Below are 16,587 nucleotides of genomic sequence, written 5' to 3'. Positions count from 1 at the left end.
GCAAATAAAAAGAGGATGTGGACAAAATGATTTCTCATTTTGTCACATCCCCTTTTGTACGTCATTCAAACCTGTAAGGTACAGGCAAAAACGCACTGTATTTATTTAACGACCAGGACCGGACAGTGGGAATGCTGTACGACATGCAGGCAGACCGAGCCGATGAGAATTTCTTTTAATCGGCTCAGGCCATGATTGCCCATGACGATCAAATCACAGTCCCTGTCCGTTGCTACACGCAGGATTTCCGGCCCGGGCGTACCGTCCAGGGACAAATACTCCGGTTCCACGCCGGACGGTATGTAGCACGAATAGTAACTGGCCAGCTGGCTTTCCCGTTTTTCTCCGGCTGGAGAAACCTGTTCCGGATCTTGCCGTTCCAAACGGGCCACGACAGAGACGAGAGGTGCTACCTGCAGGATAATCAGCTTACTCTGAAAGACCTGGGCCAGCATGGCCCCTTGCCGGACGGCCCGGATAGACGCCGGCGACGCGTCGACCGGCACGAGAATGCATTGGTATTGGTTCATCAAGAAAACTCCTTACATAGCAGAGTTGCCAACAGTGACGCCCAGCCAGCAGGCGATAAAGCCGCCGACGACATTTAAGGTCAGATAGAGAAGGGCCGATGTAAATTCCCCACTGCGTGCAAAGGTTAAAAGTTCCATATTATACGTCGAAAAGGTTGTAAAACCGCCTAACACACCGGTTACAAGCAATAATTTGCAAACCGGTGACAGATTACTATGGGCTTCGAAAAACACGAAAAGCAGGCCGATGAGAAACGATCCGATGACGTTTGCCAGTACGGTGCCGTAAGGGAAGATCGTCCCGCCATGGGCATTGCTGAACTGGGTCAGCAAATAACGGCAGGCAGCGCCGATACCGCCGCCCAAAGCCACAAACAATACTTTTTCCATACTAAAGGGTTATCTCCTTTCTATGCTAAAGCCCATAGTAGCAAATTGTTTCTCTTCTGTCAATACGACAGCTTCTCTGTCTTTGCTCCTTGCGAAAGAGTGCTTCCTGCCGCTACCTTCGCCCGCACAAGAATGACGACCTCCGTCTCTTTTTCTGACTTGTACCGGTGCCGGAACAGGCCTCCTAAAAGAGGCAGATCGCCTAACAGCGGTACCTTGCGCAGGTTCTCGATTTGTTCCCTGTTGATGAGGCCGCCAATGAGCAGGTCCTGACCGGGACGCATGCGCACTTCTGTATCAGCCCGCCGCGTCGTAATCCTGTAAGCTTTTAGGTCCGGCACCAGAACGGGCGTGCTGACTTCAGCCTTAAGCCGCGCCGTCACGCTGCCATCAGCATGGATACGGGGCGTATAGCTCAGCTTGATACCGGCATCCTCATATTCCGTCGTCAGCGCTACTTCCCCATCAGAAATGTGTTCTGTAAGGACAGGAATGCGGTCACCAATCAGAATTTGTGCTTCCTTGCCATTACCGGTCAGCAAGTGAGGCCGTGCCAGAATTTTGGCCTTACCCTGGCTCTCTAAGGCATGCAGCTGCGCTTCATAGACGAAATGCTCCGTATGGCCGGGACCGGCCGATAAGGCAGACCAGTTCCAGGCCACACCAAGCTCCTTCATAGCGTCCTTGTTTAAAGAAAGGATTTCTACTTCCACATCGACCTGCCGTATAGGCACATCCAATTCTTTTACGAGCTTGTCAAGGGCTGCCGCTTCCTGCGTGGTGCCGCCAAAAACCAGGGAATTCGTATCGCCATGGCTGCGGATCGCATCCTCCGCTACGAGCGCTGCCGCTGCCTTGCGCACTGTTTCTGGGTCTGCATACTGGAGCTGCCACGTATAACTCCTGTGGGCATGTGTATTTTCCCGGCCGGCCGTAATGACAGCCATATTCCCCTGCCGGCTGTAGAGCAAATTCTGACTGGACGCAATGACCTCAATGGCTTCTTCAGCCGTCACGCCGGCCAGTTCCATGGTCAGCAGCCCTTCTACGGTGTCATCGATGATCAGATTCATATTTTCACTGCGTGCCAGGCCGGCCAATACGGTACGCACGGGTACGTCATGAACGCGTACATCCAGCGCCTCTGCCGGCCCTGCAGGCAGGGCCAAAAAGCCTGCCAAAATGCCTGTTACCACATACTTATACATACGCTTGCCACTCCTATAGATAGATTTCATATGTTGCCCCCTGCCGCGTGAGACCTACGGCATCGTGGCGCACGTAGGTCACGTAATAACCGCCAATCGTATCGCCCGGGCCGCAGGCCTTGGTCGTCGCAGAGCATTTTAAAATGACCAGGCTCAGGCTGCCCTGGCGAATGAAACCGCACACCTCAGGCAGCGGTTCTGCTTTATCCTGGCGGGCAGGGCCTGTACGCCTGCCTTGCCCCTGCGGCGTTGCTCCAGGAGAGGTTTCTTTCTGCTCCGGAGCGGCCGCCTTTGTTCCTGTTTCTGTGGCGCCAGAAAACAGGTCCCCCAGGGGTTTTCTGCGGAGCGTCCCGGCCAGGCTGTATACCGGCCGGCCGGCCGGCGGTGGTCTTTTCTATAGCGCTGCTCGTTTGGTCAGAAGACGAAAAAGCGGGAGAAAGAGAACGCGTTGCGATCTCTTTCTCCCGTATGGTTTCCTGCCGGTCTGTAGGTCCATCCCACAAAAACCAGACGCCTGCCAAAAAGAGCAGGATTGCCCCGTACGGGAGCCACGTTTTCGTGTGATGAACTGTATAGTTCCGTATCCATTCCAAACAAGCAGCGCTTTTATTTCGTATCCCCATAGCCGTGCTCATGGGTATGATGCCAGCGCCAGGCATCAGCCATAATCGTCTCTACACTACTGTGCTTTGGTTTCCAGCCCGTAACGGCCTGGATTTTGGCCGAACTGGCAATCAGTATGGCCGGATCACCGGCACGCCGCGGCGCTTCTTCGACAGCAAAGTCGCGGCCCGTTACCTTCTTTGCCGCGTCGATCATTTGCCGTACGCTCATGCCCTGCTGCGTACCGAGGTTGAAGTATTGGGACTCGCCGCCGCCAGCCAGGTACTCGAGTACCCGCACGTGGGCTACTGCCAAATCCGTAACGTGGATATAGTCGCGGATACACGTGCCATCCGGCGTAGGATAGTCCGTGCCAAAAATTTTAATGCTCTTACGCTGCCCCAGAGCCGTTTGTAAAATAAGCGGAATCAAATGGGTTTCCGGCGTATGATCTTCACCGATGGTCCCATCGGCAGCCGCTCCGGCAGCATTGAAGTAGCGCAGGGCTACATAGCGCAGGCCATACGCCCGGCTAAACTGGGCCAGCATGTGCTCGATCATGAGCTTCGTCTGTCCGTAGACGTTAGTCGGTGCATAGGGCATGTCCTCTGTAATCGGCGTTTGTTCCGGTTCCCCATAGACAGCGGCCGTCGAAGAAAAGACGACGTACGGCACATGGGCCTGACGGATTGCTTCTAACAGGTAATACGTACCGACCACATTGTTATCGTAATAGATGGTCGGATTTTCCATCGATTCGCCGACCTGGCTGTGGGCAGCAAAATGCATGACTGCTTCGATGTGTTCTTCTATGAGGAGCTGGCGTACAGCGTCCACATGATGAATGTCTTCTGTAATCAGGCGGACATCACCGGGAACAGCTCCCCTGTGACCGCGGGAAAGGTTATCGAGAACGATCACCGTGTGTCCTTTTTCTCGCAGTGCCCGTACGGTATGACTGCCAATATACCCGGCACCGCCTGTAACCAGTATCTTCAAATCAGATCCTACCTTTCTTGTAATTTCTTCAGCCGGCCACTGAGGAAGCGCTTATATACTTCAACGCCAGGCTGATTAAAGGCATCGACATTTGCGAATTCGCCTTCATAGGCAATAGACCAGCACAGCATAAACATGAGCTCGCCCAGATAAAACGCATTTAATTCGGGCAAGATGTAATTTGCACTGGGACGGCCATCGCCGAGAAGTGCTTCGGCATTGGCACTACGGGCTGCTTCCAAAATACTGCTCAATGGCAGGCCGCTGAAGGAAGCCAGTTTTTCATAATCATCGTACATATGGGGCACGATGAGGTCATCGGCCCATTTCCGGATAGAAACGAACTGGACAATCTTGTCCTTAGGCCCTTCCTGATGTTCCTGTGTCTGGGCGTGCATGTCCGTCGTACCGACGGCCACGATAGGCGTACGGCCATAATTGACGATATGACCTTGTTTGTCGAGCCGTTTGCCCAGGGATTCTGCCAGAAGCTGGATATACCATTCCGACAGGGATTTCAGGTTGTCCGCATAAGGCATGAGGACTTCCAGGTCCCGGCCATGACGGGCACCGGCTAAATATTTCAGCACACTGTTGAGGAGCGCCGGGTTTTCGCGGATATTATCGCTCTTGCAGGCCTGGTCGGCTTCTTTTGCTCCGTCGAGGAAGGCCCGGATATCAAAGCCCACGAGGGCGCCCACAATGAGACCTACTTCAGAAAAGACGCTGAAGCGGCCGCCGACGCCATCGGGTACGTAGAAAATGGGCCAGCCGGCTTTGCGGGCCATGCCGTGCAGGAGTGTTTCCTTGTCGCCTTCGTGCGGATCCGTAACGGCTACCGTGTCTACGCTGATGCCGGCGTCACTGAGAGCCTGTTTTAAGACCATGTGGTTAGACATCGGTTCAATGGTAGAACCGGACTTAGAGATGATGACCGCCATGACGGTATAGCCGGGCTTCACACTGCCGGCAGCACGCAGGGTCTGGATCAGGCCCGTCAGCTTATGGGAATCTACGTTATTGCCGGCAAAAAATACCTGCGGGTATCCGTTCCGTTCTGCCTGGCTCTTCAAATTCCAAAATTCGCCGCACTGCACATCAAAAAGGACTTTACCACCCAAATAGGAGCCGCCAATGCCAAAGAAAACGACAGCATCGACATGATTGCGAACCTGTCTGCCTAATTCTTCCAAGGCCATAATCCGTTCCGGATTATTAATATTGCCTTCCACAATATACGGAAGCTGTGGAAAGAGCACCATTTCCGGTTCGCCGTCCTTAGACAAATGGCCAGCAACAGTCCCGGTCTTACGCATGGTCTGCATAGAAGCGTGTGCTTTTTCATATACAGGCGCAAATTCTGCTACTTCTTGTTCCGTTATTAATTGATCCGGACCATATAAATTGCTGAAATCTAAAATCAGCCCGGATTTTAACGTAATCTCTGCCATACTATTCACTGCCTTTCGAGGTTATTGCTTATTTTTCTATTATAACATAAATAGAATAAGATAGGGATATGCTTACTTGTAAAAGATCTGTATACATCAAAAAAATCCGTACAGGAAAATCCTGTACGGAATCGCTTTTTTGCTTAGAAACGAAGCATCGACTGGAGGAAGCTCTTGGTCCGTTCGTTTTCGGGATGTTCAAAAATCTGATCAGGCGTGCCGTCTTCCTGCACGATGCCTTCAGCCATAAAGAGAACCCGGTCAGAGACCTCTTTGGCAAAGGCCATTTCGTGGGTAACGATGATCATGGTCATATTTTCATCGGCCAGCTGTTTAATAGTCCGCAATACTTCACCGGTCAGTTCCGGATCCAGGGCCGATGTCGGTTCGTCAAAGAGCATGATATCCGGATTCATGGCCAGGGCCCGGGCAATGGCTACACGCTGTTTCTGCCCACCCGAAAGCTGGGATGGATAGGCATCCTTCTTTGACCAAAGGCCTACGCGTTTTAAGAGGGATTCGGCTATAGGCATAATTTCGTCAGTCTTCATACCCTTTACCACACGCGGCGCTTCCAAAATATTTTCCAGCACCGTCATGTGCGGAAAGAGATTAAAGTGCTGGAACACCATGCCCATGCGGCGGCAAATGGCCCGTACCTGAGAGGACGGCGCATAGACGGCCTTTGCGCTGCCCGCCGGGGTACTGACCATGGTCTGTCCATCGACGATGATTTTGCCTTTATTGATCGTTTCCAGCTGACAGAGGCAGCGCAGGAAGGTACTTTTACCACTGCCCGACGGGCCGATGATGGAAACCACTTCGCCGGCATCCATGTGCAGCGTCACGTCCTTCAGGACTTCTAAGCTGCCAAATTGTTTACGTATATGGTTCATTTCAACAAAGCTCATGACTATGCCTCCTTATTCATCGTATACAGCGTAGCGTTTTTCCAGATAGCCAAAGAAACGGGTCAGGATAAACGTGAAGAAGAGGTAGAACGCCGCAGCGACGATAAAGGCTGTCGTATCGAAGTCGCGCTGTACGATGGACCGCGTCAGGCGCAGAATGTCGTTCATGGCCAGGATGTATACCAAGGACGTATCCTTCAAGAGGTTGATCGTTTCGTTGGCTACCGGCGGCAAGACGCGCTTGATGACCTGCGGCAGGACGATGCGGCGCATTGTCTGGATATAATTCATACCCAAAACCTTGGCCCCTTCATACTGCCCCTTATCGATAGACTGAATGCCACCGCGGAAAATTTCGGCAAAGTAGGCCGCATAGTTGAGGACAAAGGCGATGATGGCAGCCGGGAAATCAGACAGGCGCAGGCCTTCAATAATGAACGGCAGGCCGTAATAGATAAAGAGGATCTGCAGCATGAGCGGCGTACCACGCATGATGTAGATATACATATACATAAAACGGCTCAACGGTTTTATACTGGAAATACGGGCAATCGACATGAGAATCCCCAAGGGCAGGCTCAGGACGATGGTAATGACAAAAATCTTTAACGTAACCTGCAGGCCAACGGCTACGGCAGGTATAATATTCAACAGATAATCCATAGTGCACTTCCTTTTCTTCCCTAAAAAATGAGGGACCGCAGTCCCTCATTGTATTAGTTCACTTTGACTGTAATGTCTTCATTAAACCACTTCTGGGATAATTTGGTCAGCGTACCATCATCACTCATATCCTTCAGTACGCCATTCAGTTTATCCAAAAGCAACGTATCTTCCTTGCGCAGACCGACGCCGAACTGTTCATCACCCATCTTGTCATCGATGACCTTGAACTGGCCCGGTTTTTTGGCCATATAGTAACGGCCGACAACGCTATCGACGAGGACACCATCAATACGGCCCAATTCCAAATCCATGAAGGCTGCTACGAAGTCACCGTATTTCTTCACTTCTTGAAGGGAATTTTTAAATTCTGTATTTTTATCGAGGGCATCGATAGAGCTGCTGCCATCCTGCGTGCCTACGACCTTCCCGGCCAAACCTGCCCGGTCCGTGATGGGGGAATCAGCGCGCACGACGAGAAGCTGTGCATTATTCATATACGGTTTGGAATAGGCAATTTTCTTGGCCCGGTCTTCCGTAATGGTGAGGCCGTTCCAGAGCATATCTACCTGCTTGCTTTGCAGGGCTGCTTCCTTGCTGTCCCAATCGATCGGTTTGAATTCTACAGGTACACCCAGGCGCTTCGATGCTTCCTTGGCCAGGTCAATATCAAACCCTACCAGCTCGCCTGCTTCATTCCGGAACCCCATAGGCGGGAAATTATCGTCCAGGCCGATGACGATTTTATCGGGCATCTTTTGTGCTGCTGATTTGTCGTCACTGCCGCAGCCGCTGATCAAGGCCACTGTCGTTACTGCCAAAGTACCTGCGAGTATTGCTTTTTTCCAATTCATGCGCGTATTCCTCCTGTACGTTACATGGAAATATCCATACCGAACCATTTTTCAGAGATTTTCTTACTGGTTCCGTCATTATGCATATCTTCCAACACCTTATCTAATTTCGCTTTCAGCGCCGTATCTTCCTTACGCATACCTACGCCGCTGGGAATATCCGGATAGCCCACATCGATAATCCGGAAATTCGCTTTGTTCTTATTCATGAAATAGGCAGCTGTCGTCTTCGCTACGACGACAGCGTCAATACGGCCTACTTCAAGGTCCATAAAGCTCGTTACGTTATCGGAATACTGCTTGAGTTCTTTGAAGGAATCGCGCAGTTCCGGTTCCTGATTGATAGCTTCCAGGCCTGTGCTGCCCTGCTGGGTACCTACGATTTTACCAGCCAGATCGGCTTTGCCCTGAATAGGAGAATCGGCCCGGACCAAGAGGATCTGCGGCCCGTTTTCATAAGGCCGGGAGAAGAGTATTTTCTTTTCCCGTTCCGGTGTAATGGAAAGGCCGTTCCAAATGGCATCGATCTTCTTGCTGTTCAGCTCTGTTTCCTTGCTGTCCCAGTCGATGGGCTTAAATTCAACGTCCATATTGAGCCGTTTTGCCGCTTCTTTAGCCATATCGATATCAAAGCCTACGAGATCCCCGTTTTCGTCATGAAAGCCAAAAGGCGGAAAATTATCATCCAAGCCAATGACAATCTTATGGCTATCCCCTGTAGCAGATGTATCTGCCTTTTTATCTGTGCTGCCGCAACCGGCCAACAGACCTGCTGCTGCTACGGTTACGAGACCGGCCGTTACATATTTCTTCCAATTTGTCATTTGATCGCCCCTCTATCTGCGTCTGCGACGCTATGGATATATCAATCAATGCCTATATTTTACTTTATTTCGTTAAAATAATAAAGTGTTAAAGGTATACAGAATTCTCATAGGAAAAAGCCGTCTTATTCATCTTAGTACATCTGCCTTTGTACGTTTACTCCCCGTCATCAGCCTTAGCCTGTTCTTCCTTAATGCGGTCCATGATTTCCTGCTTGCTCTGACGGGATAAGAATTGTAAGTGCACGGGCAAGATAGCCAGGCCTCCATCTTCAGCAGCGCCAAGCTGTATTTCTTTCCAATTATCAGCAATTTCAAAGATATCGCCATATCGCACAAAAACCAGATTGCGGTCACTGTGTATTTGTTCATCTGTAAATTCCTGTAACGACATGAACTGCCGCCGGACGATCAGCCCCTTTTCCGTGACATAGCAAATGATATCACGCTGCCGGTCAATGCGCCAAAGGCAAAAGATAAGGACAGCAATATTATCCAACCGGGCCATCAATGTAGGTTCTGCCAGCATGAGCCAGAAAAACCAGGCGCCCACAACGGTAAATACGAGTTGCATAAAGACAGAAAACCATTTTGAATTTTCATACGCTTTTTCTACGCTGCCACAGCCAAACCGCTGGGGTATTTCTTCTTTTTTCATGCTTTACGCCTCCTTATCCGTTTTTCGCATACCTGTGCAGTTCTATTATACCATATTCGCGTGCTCCTGACGGAGCCTGCCCTGGCCGGTACGGCATATGGTATAATACAGAGAGAAACACGCAGCGCGGAAGGAGGCCTTATGTCCATGGAGTATAAACATCAGTCCTTGCAGATACAAGTGTACAAAACGATTAAAAAGCGGCTCCTCGATCAGGTATATGCCAGCGGCCAGGTACTGAGCGAACGGAAGCTGGCTGCAGAGCTGCAGATCAGCCGGACACCGGTCCGGCGGGCCATTCTGGAGCTGCAAAAAGAAGGCTGGGTCCAGTACCTGCCCCATCGCGGCATCCTGATCAAAGACCTGGGAATGAAGGACCTGAAAAACATCTTCCAAATCCGCACAGCCTTGGAAAAGCTGGCCGTCCAGCTGGCGTGTGAGCATATTACAGCCGACCAGTTGGACGTGCTCCGCCAGACAGTCCAGCAACAGCTGCACAAGTACAAGCGCAGTCACGCAGCGCCGGATTATCAGGAATTTATCCGCTACGATACAGAATTTCACAACACGATTATCGAATCGAGTGGCAATCTCATGCTGCGCACGCTCATTGAAGAAATGCGTGACAAAATCAAGCGTACCGGCATTAACTCCCTGTACAGCCGGCGCAGCCGCTGTGCAGAAGCGGCAGAAGAGCATGCCCACATACTCGCCGCCTTAGAACGGCACGACGCCCAGGCCGCCGGTCAGGCTATGGAAAAACATCTGGATATTTGTTATATCACAGCCTATGATTACATTCGCCGTCAGGACGCTGCCGCAGCCTTGCAGCAACAGGAAGAAATCCGGGGAGATACGTATGAATAGTACCTTTATTAAAGAATATGCCGCCCAGCTGGGGCTTACCTGTACGGGTATTGCTCCGGCCCATTTGCCGGAACCGGCCATAGCGGCGCCCGTTTGCCCCCTGGCCAGTGGCTACGGTCCGGAACGATACGATCTGACAGGCCTTTTGCCTGGCTGCCAGGCTGCCGTCGTCGTTCTCTTCCCCTATTCTCTGCCTGAAGTAAAGCCGGCCAATTTATCTCTCTACTGCCAGCTGCCCGATTACCACCTCATCGTACCGGCGTACTTAGAAAAGATTGCTGCCCGCCTAGCCGGCCTGGGCGGTACACAGCGTGCGATTGCCGACACATCGCCCCTGACAGAACGGCTGTTAGCCGTCCAGGCCGGCCTGGGCTTTGTCGGTGACAACCAGTGCCTCATTCATCCGGTCTACGGCTCGTACTGCTTTATCGGCGCCGTCCTGACCACCCTGCCCTTAGACCCGGATGCACCCAATCAGGGCGAATGTCTCCATTGCGGTGCCTGCTACCGCCATTGTCCCGGCGCCTGTCTTTCTAAAGACGGCTACGTATACGAGCGCTGCAAATCCTATGTGACACAAAAAAAAGGCGATCTCTCGCCAGAGGAATGTGCCATTATCCGCCAGACGCCCTTGATTTTCGGCTGCGACGAATGCCAGCGCGTGTGCCCCCATAATGCAGCGGTTCCGGAGACGCCTATCGCGGAGTTTCACCAAAACCGTCTGCCCTTTTTGACAGAAGCAGACCTAGAGGGCCTGACAAACAAGCAATTCCGCAGCGCCTATGGGACCTATCCCTTTGCCTGGCGCGGCAAAAAAATTCTCTTACGCAACCTGGATATTACACAGGGCAAATAACAATCCCCCTCCTGCAGTGGCCGGAGGGGGATTCGTTTATGGACCTTCTACAGGAGTCAGATCTTCAAAGAGGGTACATTCACTCTTGAAGAAGAGCTTGACCGTATCGGTCGGACCATTACGGTGCTTGGCAATAATGACTTCTGTAATATTCGGATTTTCTGTTTCTTTGTTGTAATAGGCTTCCCGGTAGAGGAAGGATACGATATCCGCATCCTGTTCGAGAGCCCCTGATTCACGCAAGTCACTGAGCATAGGCCGCTTATCCTGACGGCTTTCTACACTACGGCTCAGCTGGGACAAGGCGATGAGAGGCACGTTCAGTTCCCGGGCTAAGGCCTTGAGGGAACGGGAAATCTCTGAAATTTCCTGTTGCCGGCTTTCCGGATTACGCCCCTGCATGAGCTGCAGATAGTCGACGATGATCAAATCCAGGCCGTGCTCCGATTTCAGGCGCCGGGCCTTAGAGCGCATTTCCTGAACGGAAATGCCCGGTGTATCGTCGATGTAAATAGGCGCTTCGTAAAGGAGGCTGCAGGCATCCGTCAAGACATTCCATTCCGGTCCTTGCTGCAGCTGGCCTGTACGAAGCTTCTGGGAATCCAGTTTGGATAGCTGGCAAAGCATACGCTGAACCAGCTGTTCCTTGCTCATTTCGAGAGAGAAGAAGGCTACTGTCTTATGCTGTTTAACGCCTACGTTATTCGCAATATTCAAGGTAAACGCTGTCTTGCCCATACTAGGCCGGGCGGCGACCAAAATCAAGTCAGACGGTTGAAAGCCCGACGTAAGCTTGTCCAGATCCGTAAATCCCGATCTTAAACCTGTAAAGCCTATCTTCGTCTGGGAAAGGAGGGTTATCTTATCCATGGTCTTTTCGACGATGGACGCTACAAGAGCAAAATCGCTGTTTTTCTTATTTTCTGCCAAATGGAATATCTTCCGTTCGGCTTCATCAATGAGGTCTTCTGCATCCTTGCTGCCGTTATACGCTTCAGCGCTCAAATCGGAGCAGGCCGTGATGAGTTCCCGTACCATGGCCTTTTCTTTGACAATATTGGCATGGTATTCTACATTCGCTGCTGTTGCCACCAAATTGGGCAGGCTGAGGACGTATTCCAGGCCACCGGCTGCATCGAGTTTCTTCATACGCCGCAACTCTTCCGGAAGGGTGATCAGATCAATTTCCTTGTTTTCCCGGTGCAAATGCTCCATAGCCTCAAAAATGATGCGGTGCACATCCCGGTAAAAATCATGGGCTTCTAATATTTCCATAGCCGAAATGACGGCATTATGTTCCAGCATCATAGCGCCTAAAACGGCCTGTTCCGCTTCTACGTTTTGCGGTGGAATACGTTGTTCCATAACTTCGCTCCTACTTCACTAACATGACGGCGAGGACATCTTCAATGGTCCGGGCACAGTGAATGGTCAGATTCAAATGATTGTCCGGAATATCCCGCCGGTTTTCTTCCGGTATAATAATCCCTTTCATACCGGCCTGCCGGGCACCATAGGCTTTTTCAAAAACACCGCCTACAGGCTTTACCAGGCCCTGTACGGAAATTTCTCCCGTCAGGGCAATATCCTGCCGCACGGCCTGGCCGGTGACGGCAGAAATCAATGCCGTCGTAATGGCGCAGCCCGCTGAAGGGCCGTCTATATTGCCGCCACCGACGAAATTGATATTAATATCATAATCAGAAAGCTCCTGCCCGGTTACACGGCGCACCACAGCGGCCGCATTAAACATGGAGTCCTTGGCCATGGAGCCGGCCGTATCGTTAAAACGAAAATAGCCCTTTCCCTGTGTACGGGCCGGAAATGCAACGGCTTCTATTTCTAAGGCCGAGCCCAAAAAGCCGGCAACGCCCAGGCCGAATACTTTGCCTACAGCCGGTTCAGAAGAAGCCTTTTCCGTTACGTACGGCACGAGACGGCTGATTTGGGCGACGCGGTTTACCAGATCCTTCGTCAGAACCAGATTATCCTTGCTGCCGGCGCGGAAAACGGCCAGGCCATACGTATCGGCCAAGATGTTGATGGCCTTTCGGCCTTCAATGGTAAAGGTACTGATCAGCTCGGCAACGCCGTCTTCCATGACAGCCCCCAGCTCTTTCGCCGCATTGCGGACGATTTCCTGGATATCTGCCGGTACGAGAGGTTCAAAATAAATTTCTGCACAGCGCGAACGGATAGCCGGATTAATTTCCGACGGATCCCGTGTAGTCGCCCCGATGAGGACAAAGTCAGCCGGCGCCCCTTCGGCAAAGAGCTTGCGGATATACGCCGGAATATTGGGGTCCGATTCGTCGTAATAGGCAGATTCAAACTTTACGCGCTTGTCTTCCAATACCTTCAAGAGCTTGTTGAGGAGCATCGGGTCCATTTCACCGATTTCATCGATAAAGAGAATGCCCCCATGCGCTTCCGTCACCAGGCCCGGCTTGGGTTCGGGAATTCCCGTATCCGCCAGGTCGTGCCGGGCGCCCTGATAAATCGGGTCGTGCACGGAGCCGATGAGAGGGTTCGTCATGTCCCGCGAATCCCAGCGCAGCGTAGTCCCGTCGGTTTCTACAAAGGGCGCATCGGGACCAAACGGCGTAAAGGGCAGCTTTTTTGCTTCATTGAGCACAATACGGGCTGCCGTCGTCTTGCCTACACCCGGTGGGCCGTAGAGGAGTAAATGCTGGGGATAGACGGAAGCGAGTTTGCTTTCCATCGCTTCCACAGCCCGGTCCTGGCCGACAATAGCGCGCAGCGTTTGCGGCCGTACGCGCTGCATAACCGATTCGGTCAAATGGACCGTATCGAGTTTTTCCAGTTCTTCCAGTTTTTCTTTCGTTTGTGGTGTTTCTACATCATGCAGTTCTTCCTTAATGAGCTGCATTTTGATTTCCTGAACGTACTCCTGTTGCTTTTCTTCCATACGCTGGGTAATTTTCTTTTCCAGCCGTTCTTCTACAGCCTGACGGGCCAGCATTTCAGCCAGTACGGCTTCCAGTTCATTCAGGACATCAACTACTTCATCGTCCGTTGGGATTTTATCGTAAGAAGCATCTTCATAGATCAGTCGCTGCAAGCCCACCAAACGATGGCGTGGATCTTCAGAATGAACATAAGCCAGGGCGGAAAACTTGCTCGCCCGGAGAACCATTTTTTCCGGGCCAATTAGTCCCGTAAACGCACCGTATAAGACATTGACCTGACGGCGCAGTTCTTCTTCTGCCGTCGGTTCCAAGTACTTATGACGCTGCAGCAGTTTATCTAATAATTCTTTCATACGCGTATCCTCAAAAAATGTAACTTAGCCTTCCACAACGTGAATGGTAATTTTACTCGTAATCGTCGGGTGTACGTGGATAATGACTTCGTACGTGCCCAGCGCTTTAATAGGGTTCTTGATTTCTACTTTCTTCTTATCCAGATCCAGCTGGTACTGTCTCTGCGCTGCTTCGCTCACATCTTTACCGGTAACCGTACCAAAGATTTTACCGCCTTCGCCTACTTTAACGGGGATAGTAAGTTCCACCTTTTTAAGCTGGCTCGCCAGGATTACGGCTTCGTCAGAAGCTACCTGGGCCTTATGGGCAGCAGCTGCCTTTTTCTGTTTGGCATCATTAATATTTTCCGACGTTCCCGGTGCTGCCAGTTTACGGGGCAGGAGGAAATTACGGCCGTAGCCTTCGGAAACTTCTACAATATCGCCTTTTTTGCCTAATTTTTTGACATCCTGTAATAAAATTACTTTCATCCTTTATCTCTCCCTTTATCTAATACTTCATGAATAGCATCCATGACGTCCCGCTGTGCTTCGGCAAGCGTACGGCCTTTGAGCTGGACGCCGGCAACGGTACGATGACCGCCGCCACCGATGGCTTCCATGATCAGCTGTACGTTTATATCGCCTTTAGAACGGGCACTGACGCCGATGACGGCATCGGGTAATTCAAAAAAGGTAAAGCTGGCTTCTACGTCTGTAATGTTGACCAGCATATCTGCCACCTGGGCAGCAATAATAGAGGCATTGGGCACATCCTTCGGGCAGCTCGCCATGGCAATACCGTTTTTTATGCGTGCTTCCGAAAGGAGACGTGCCTTTAGTTTAACAGAATCAAAGTCAGAACTAAAGAGGGACCGTACGATGTCCGGGTCTGCGCCACTGCGGCGCAGGTACGAAGCCGCGTCAAAGGTCCGCACGCCAGTCTGGACAGAGAAATTCTTTGTATCGACAATAATACCTGAATATAAGGCTGTCGCTTCAATCTTTTGTAATTCAATATCATCATCAAAATACTGCAGGAGCTCCGTCACCAATTCACTCGTCGAGGAGCTGGACGGTTCCATATACGTAAGGAGCGGCTTTTGAATAAAATCACTGCTGCGGCGATGATGATCGATGACGACGCGGCGTTCTGTCTTTTCCAGCAGTTTCGGCGCCACCGTCATATCCGGCCGGTGTGTATCGACGATAAACAGCAGGGTCTGCTCGTTGCAAGCCGCTTCTGCCATTTCTGCCGTAATCAGGAGATCCTTAAATTCCGGTACGTCGCGGATAGCCGCTTCGATGCGTTCAATGGCTTCTGTCTGATGACTGATGACGACGTGTACGGGCTTGCCCAGAAGCCGCGCCATGTGGGCAACACCAATAGCTGAACCGATGCTGTCATAGTCTTCCCGTTCGTGCCCCATGACGAGGACAAAATCACTCGTTTCAATCAATTCGCGGATAGCCTGGGCAACGACGCGGGCACGAACACGGGTATTCTTTTCTACAGACCGGGTTTTGCCGCCGTAGAAATGAGCTGAGCCGTCTTCTTCGTAGACCACGACCTGGTCACCGCCGCGGCCTAAGGCCAAGTCTAAGCCGGCCCGGGCTTTATCAGCCAATTCATTGAAATTAGCCGTCCCTTGCAGGACTACGTCCTCTGGAAAGGCGGCGATCCCCATGCTTACCGTGACGGGAATACGGTTTACCGTATGAATGGAACGAATCCGTTCGAGGAAGGAAAAATTATCTTCCTTCAGTTCATTCAAGGCTTCCCGGCTCAGGCAGGCAATGTAATTATCGTTGTCATACGAGCGAACGAAGGCCTTGTGGGCCGTCAGCTCGTCGATGAGGCAGTTGTTGACGTTCGTCCAGAGGGTAGCCTGCTGGACGGCGGTCATGCCCTTGCCGACTTCTTCCATATTATCGATGGCAATATCACAAAAGACGGGCATAGCTGCCAGGCAGTTTAATTTCTGCCGTTCGGTTTCCGTAATATCTTCAAAGTACAGGATCAAGTAGTTTTCGTCATCCGATGCTTCTGTTTGCAAATACTTATATACGACACGGTAATACCGCTGACCGATGTGCTCGAAAAAATAACCGAATTTGCCCCAAAACTTATCAATATTGAGATTCGGCATAATATAATCCAGGCGTTGATCTTCGTCAATATCGCCTACCCAATCGCGGAAGACGCTGTTGGCCCAGCAAAGGCTCGATTCCATATCGACGATGGCAATGCCAATGGGCAGGTTTTGTACGGCATAGGTCGAAGCCTGATCGACGCTCTGGGAAATGGCATCAAAAAGCTGACTGATTTCCTTATTTCGTTCGTTATTGGTTTTATGTGTCAGTACATATACGCCGCCAATGACAATGCCCACCAAGAGGGCGATGATCCAGTTGTACACGGCGATGATCAGCAATAAGAGGAAAATCACGCATAGGAAAGTCTCCTCATTGCGATTGTACAGTAATTTTTTAAACATATTCCCGCCTCCT

Annotated in this window: 17 protein-coding genes; 2 read left to right on the top strand and 15 right to left on the bottom strand. The window is 51.3% G+C overall.

What is annotated here, in order from left to right; genetic code table 11:
- Positions 1–101: 101 nt before the first annotated feature.
- The 11 genes from PGX44_RS07280 to PGX44_RS07230 form a co-directional block, all read right to left on the bottom strand.
- Entirely contained in the window at positions 102–530 is a 429-nt protein-coding gene (locus tag PGX44_RS07280) for a universal stress protein (protein ID WP_498854840.1), read from the bottom strand.
- A gap of 12 nt (positions 531–542) precedes the next feature.
- Entirely contained in the window at positions 543–920 is a 378-nt protein-coding gene (gene crcB / locus PGX44_RS07275; protein WP_186503239.1) for a fluoride efflux transporter CrcB, read from the bottom strand.
- A 59-nt stretch (positions 921–979) separates the two neighbouring features.
- Positions 980–2,128 carry a type II secretion system protein GspD gene (locus PGX44_RS07270; RefSeq protein WP_498854839.1) on the bottom strand — a complete coding sequence of 383 codons (1,149 nt, stop codon included), beginning with the start codon at positions 2,126–2,128 and terminating at the stop codon, positions 980–982.
- A 13-nt stretch (positions 2,129–2,141) separates the two neighbouring features.
- On the bottom strand, positions 2,142–2,312 hold the full coding sequence (locus tag PGX44_RS07265; protein WP_498854838.1) for a hypothetical protein: 171 nt from the start codon (positions 2,310–2,312) through the stop codon (positions 2,142–2,144).
- A gap of 422 nt (positions 2,313–2,734) precedes the next feature.
- A complete protein-coding gene (gene galE / locus PGX44_RS07260; protein WP_498854837.1) occupies positions 2,735–3,730 on the bottom strand; it encodes a UDP-glucose 4-epimerase GalE in 996 nt (331 codons plus the stop codon).
- A gap of 8 nt (positions 3,731–3,738) precedes the next feature.
- The gene (locus tag PGX44_RS07255; protein ID WP_498854836.1) at positions 3,739–5,181 is read right to left on the bottom strand and encodes a phosphoglucose isomerase-related protein; all 1,443 of its coding nucleotides are present in this window, start codon (positions 5,179–5,181) and stop codon (positions 3,739–3,741) included.
- Between the two features lie 143 nt (positions 5,182–5,324).
- The gene (locus PGX44_RS07250) at positions 5,325–6,092 is read right to left on the bottom strand and encodes an amino acid ABC transporter ATP-binding protein (RefSeq protein WP_498854835.1); all 768 of its coding nucleotides are present in this window, start codon (positions 6,090–6,092) and stop codon (positions 5,325–5,327) included.
- 12 nt (positions 6,093–6,104) lie between these two features.
- Positions 6,105–6,755, bottom strand: coding sequence for an amino acid ABC transporter permease (locus PGX44_RS07245; protein ID WP_186503229.1), 651 nt, complete (start codon positions 6,753–6,755; stop codon positions 6,105–6,107).
- A gap of 53 nt (positions 6,756–6,808) precedes the next feature.
- Positions 6,809–7,609, bottom strand: coding sequence for an amino acid ABC transporter substrate-binding protein (locus tag PGX44_RS07240; protein WP_186503227.1), 801 nt, complete (start codon positions 7,607–7,609; stop codon positions 6,809–6,811).
- Between the two features lie 20 nt (positions 7,610–7,629).
- The gene (locus PGX44_RS07235) at positions 7,630–8,433 is read right to left on the bottom strand and encodes an amino acid ABC transporter substrate-binding protein (protein ID WP_498854834.1); all 804 of its coding nucleotides are present in this window, start codon (positions 8,431–8,433) and stop codon (positions 7,630–7,632) included.
- Between the two features lie 157 nt (positions 8,434–8,590).
- Positions 8,591–9,091, bottom strand: coding sequence for a hypothetical protein (locus tag PGX44_RS07230; protein ID WP_289001080.1), 501 nt, complete (start codon positions 9,089–9,091; stop codon positions 8,591–8,593).
- A 147-nt stretch (positions 9,092–9,238) separates the two neighbouring features.
- Between PGX44_RS07230 and PGX44_RS07225 the strand changes: the two genes are divergently transcribed.
- Both PGX44_RS07225 and PGX44_RS07220 read left to right on the top strand, forming a co-directional pair.
- Positions 9,239–9,958: a GntR family transcriptional regulator gene (locus tag PGX44_RS07225; protein ID WP_498854833.1), complete on the top strand. Its 720-nt coding sequence runs from the start codon at positions 9,239–9,241 to the stop codon at positions 9,956–9,958.
- On the top strand, positions 9,951–10,814 hold the full coding sequence (locus tag PGX44_RS07220; RefSeq protein WP_302593128.1) for an epoxyqueuosine reductase: 864 nt from the start codon (positions 9,951–9,953) through the stop codon (positions 10,812–10,814). Before PGX44_RS07225 ends, PGX44_RS07220 begins: the two co-directional genes overlap by 8 nt.
- A 36-nt stretch (positions 10,815–10,850) precedes the next feature.
- Here PGX44_RS07220 and dnaB read toward each other — a convergent pair whose 3' ends face one another.
- The 4 genes from dnaB to PGX44_RS07200 are packed head-to-tail and all read right to left on the bottom strand — an operon-like array spanning position 10,851 to position 16,574.
- On the bottom strand, positions 10,851–12,179 hold the full coding sequence (dnaB, locus tag PGX44_RS07215) for a replicative DNA helicase (protein WP_498854832.1): 1,329 nt from the start codon (positions 12,177–12,179) through the stop codon (positions 10,851–10,853).
- A gap of 10 nt (positions 12,180–12,189) precedes the next feature.
- The gene (lonC, locus tag PGX44_RS07210; protein WP_289001083.1) at positions 12,190–14,097 is read right to left on the bottom strand and encodes a Lon family ATP-dependent protease; all 1,908 of its coding nucleotides are present in this window, start codon (positions 14,095–14,097) and stop codon (positions 12,190–12,192) included.
- Positions 14,098–14,121: 24 nt separating this feature from the next.
- A complete protein-coding gene (gene rplI / locus PGX44_RS07205) occupies positions 14,122–14,568 on the bottom strand; it encodes a 50S ribosomal protein L9 (protein ID WP_186503216.1) in 447 nt (148 codons plus the stop codon).
- On the bottom strand, positions 14,565–16,574 hold the full coding sequence (locus tag PGX44_RS07200; protein WP_498854831.1) for a DHH family phosphoesterase: 2,010 nt from the start codon (positions 16,572–16,574) through the stop codon (positions 14,565–14,567). The genes rplI and PGX44_RS07200 overlap by 4 nt, the downstream gene beginning before the upstream one ends.
- Positions 16,575–16,587 lie beyond the last annotated feature (13 nt).

This window comes from Caecibacter sp. AF58-12pH5A, from assembly GCF_027681725.1.
In the GTDB taxonomy this organism is placed as follows: domain Bacteria; phylum Bacillota; class Negativicutes; order Veillonellales; family Megasphaeraceae; genus Megasphaera; species Megasphaera hominis.
This window is presented reverse-complemented; position numbering and strand designations above follow the sequence as displayed.

Excerpts from the sequence above, each read along its gene's own strand:
- crcB (WP_186503239.1), bottom strand. The coding sequence starts at position 920 with ATGGAAAAAGTATTGTTTGTGGCTTTGGGCGGCGGTATCGGCGCTGCC.
- PGX44_RS07220 (WP_302593128.1), top strand. The coding sequence starts at position 9,951 with ATGAATAGTACCTTTATTAAAGAATATGCCGCCCAGCTGGGGCTTACC.
- PGX44_RS07280 (WP_498854840.1), bottom strand. The coding sequence starts at position 530 with ATGAACCAATACCAATGCATTCTCGTGCCGGTCGACGCGTCGCCGGCG.
- rplI (WP_186503216.1), bottom strand. The coding sequence starts at position 14,568 with ATGAAAGTAATTTTATTACAGGATGTCAAAAAATTAGGCAAAAAAGGC.
- PGX44_RS07200 (WP_498854831.1), bottom strand. The coding sequence starts at position 16,574 with ATGTTTAAAAAATTACTGTACAATCGCAATGAGGAGACTTTCCTATGC.
- PGX44_RS07240 (WP_186503227.1), bottom strand. The coding sequence starts at position 7,609 with ATGAATTGGAAAAAAGCAATACTCGCAGGTACTTTGGCAGTAACGACA.
- PGX44_RS07230 (WP_289001080.1), bottom strand. The coding sequence starts at position 9,091 with ATGAAAAAAGAAGAAATACCCCAGCGGTTTGGCTGTGGCAGCGTAGAA.
- dnaB (WP_498854832.1), bottom strand. The coding sequence starts at position 12,179 with ATGGAACAACGTATTCCACCGCAAAACGTAGAAGCGGAACAGGCCGTT.
- PGX44_RS07250 (WP_498854835.1), bottom strand. The coding sequence starts at position 6,092 with ATGAGCTTTGTTGAAATGAACCATATACGTAAACAATTTGGCAGCTTA.
- PGX44_RS07270 (WP_498854839.1), bottom strand. The coding sequence starts at position 2,128 with ATGTATAAGTATGTGGTAACAGGCATTTTGGCAGGCTTTTTGGCCCTG.
- lonC (WP_289001083.1), bottom strand. The coding sequence starts at position 14,097 with ATGAAAGAATTATTAGATAAACTGCTGCAGCGTCATAAGTACTTGGAA.
- PGX44_RS07245 (WP_186503229.1), bottom strand. The coding sequence starts at position 6,755 with ATGGATTATCTGTTGAATATTATACCTGCCGTAGCCGTTGGCCTGCAG.
- PGX44_RS07255 (WP_498854836.1), bottom strand. The coding sequence starts at position 5,181 with ATGGCAGAGATTACGTTAAAATCCGGGCTGATTTTAGATTTCAGCAAT.
- PGX44_RS07235 (WP_498854834.1), bottom strand. The coding sequence starts at position 8,433 with ATGACAAATTGGAAGAAATATGTAACGGCCGGTCTCGTAACCGTAGCA.
- PGX44_RS07225 (WP_498854833.1), top strand. The coding sequence starts at position 9,239 with ATGGAGTATAAACATCAGTCCTTGCAGATACAAGTGTACAAAACGATT.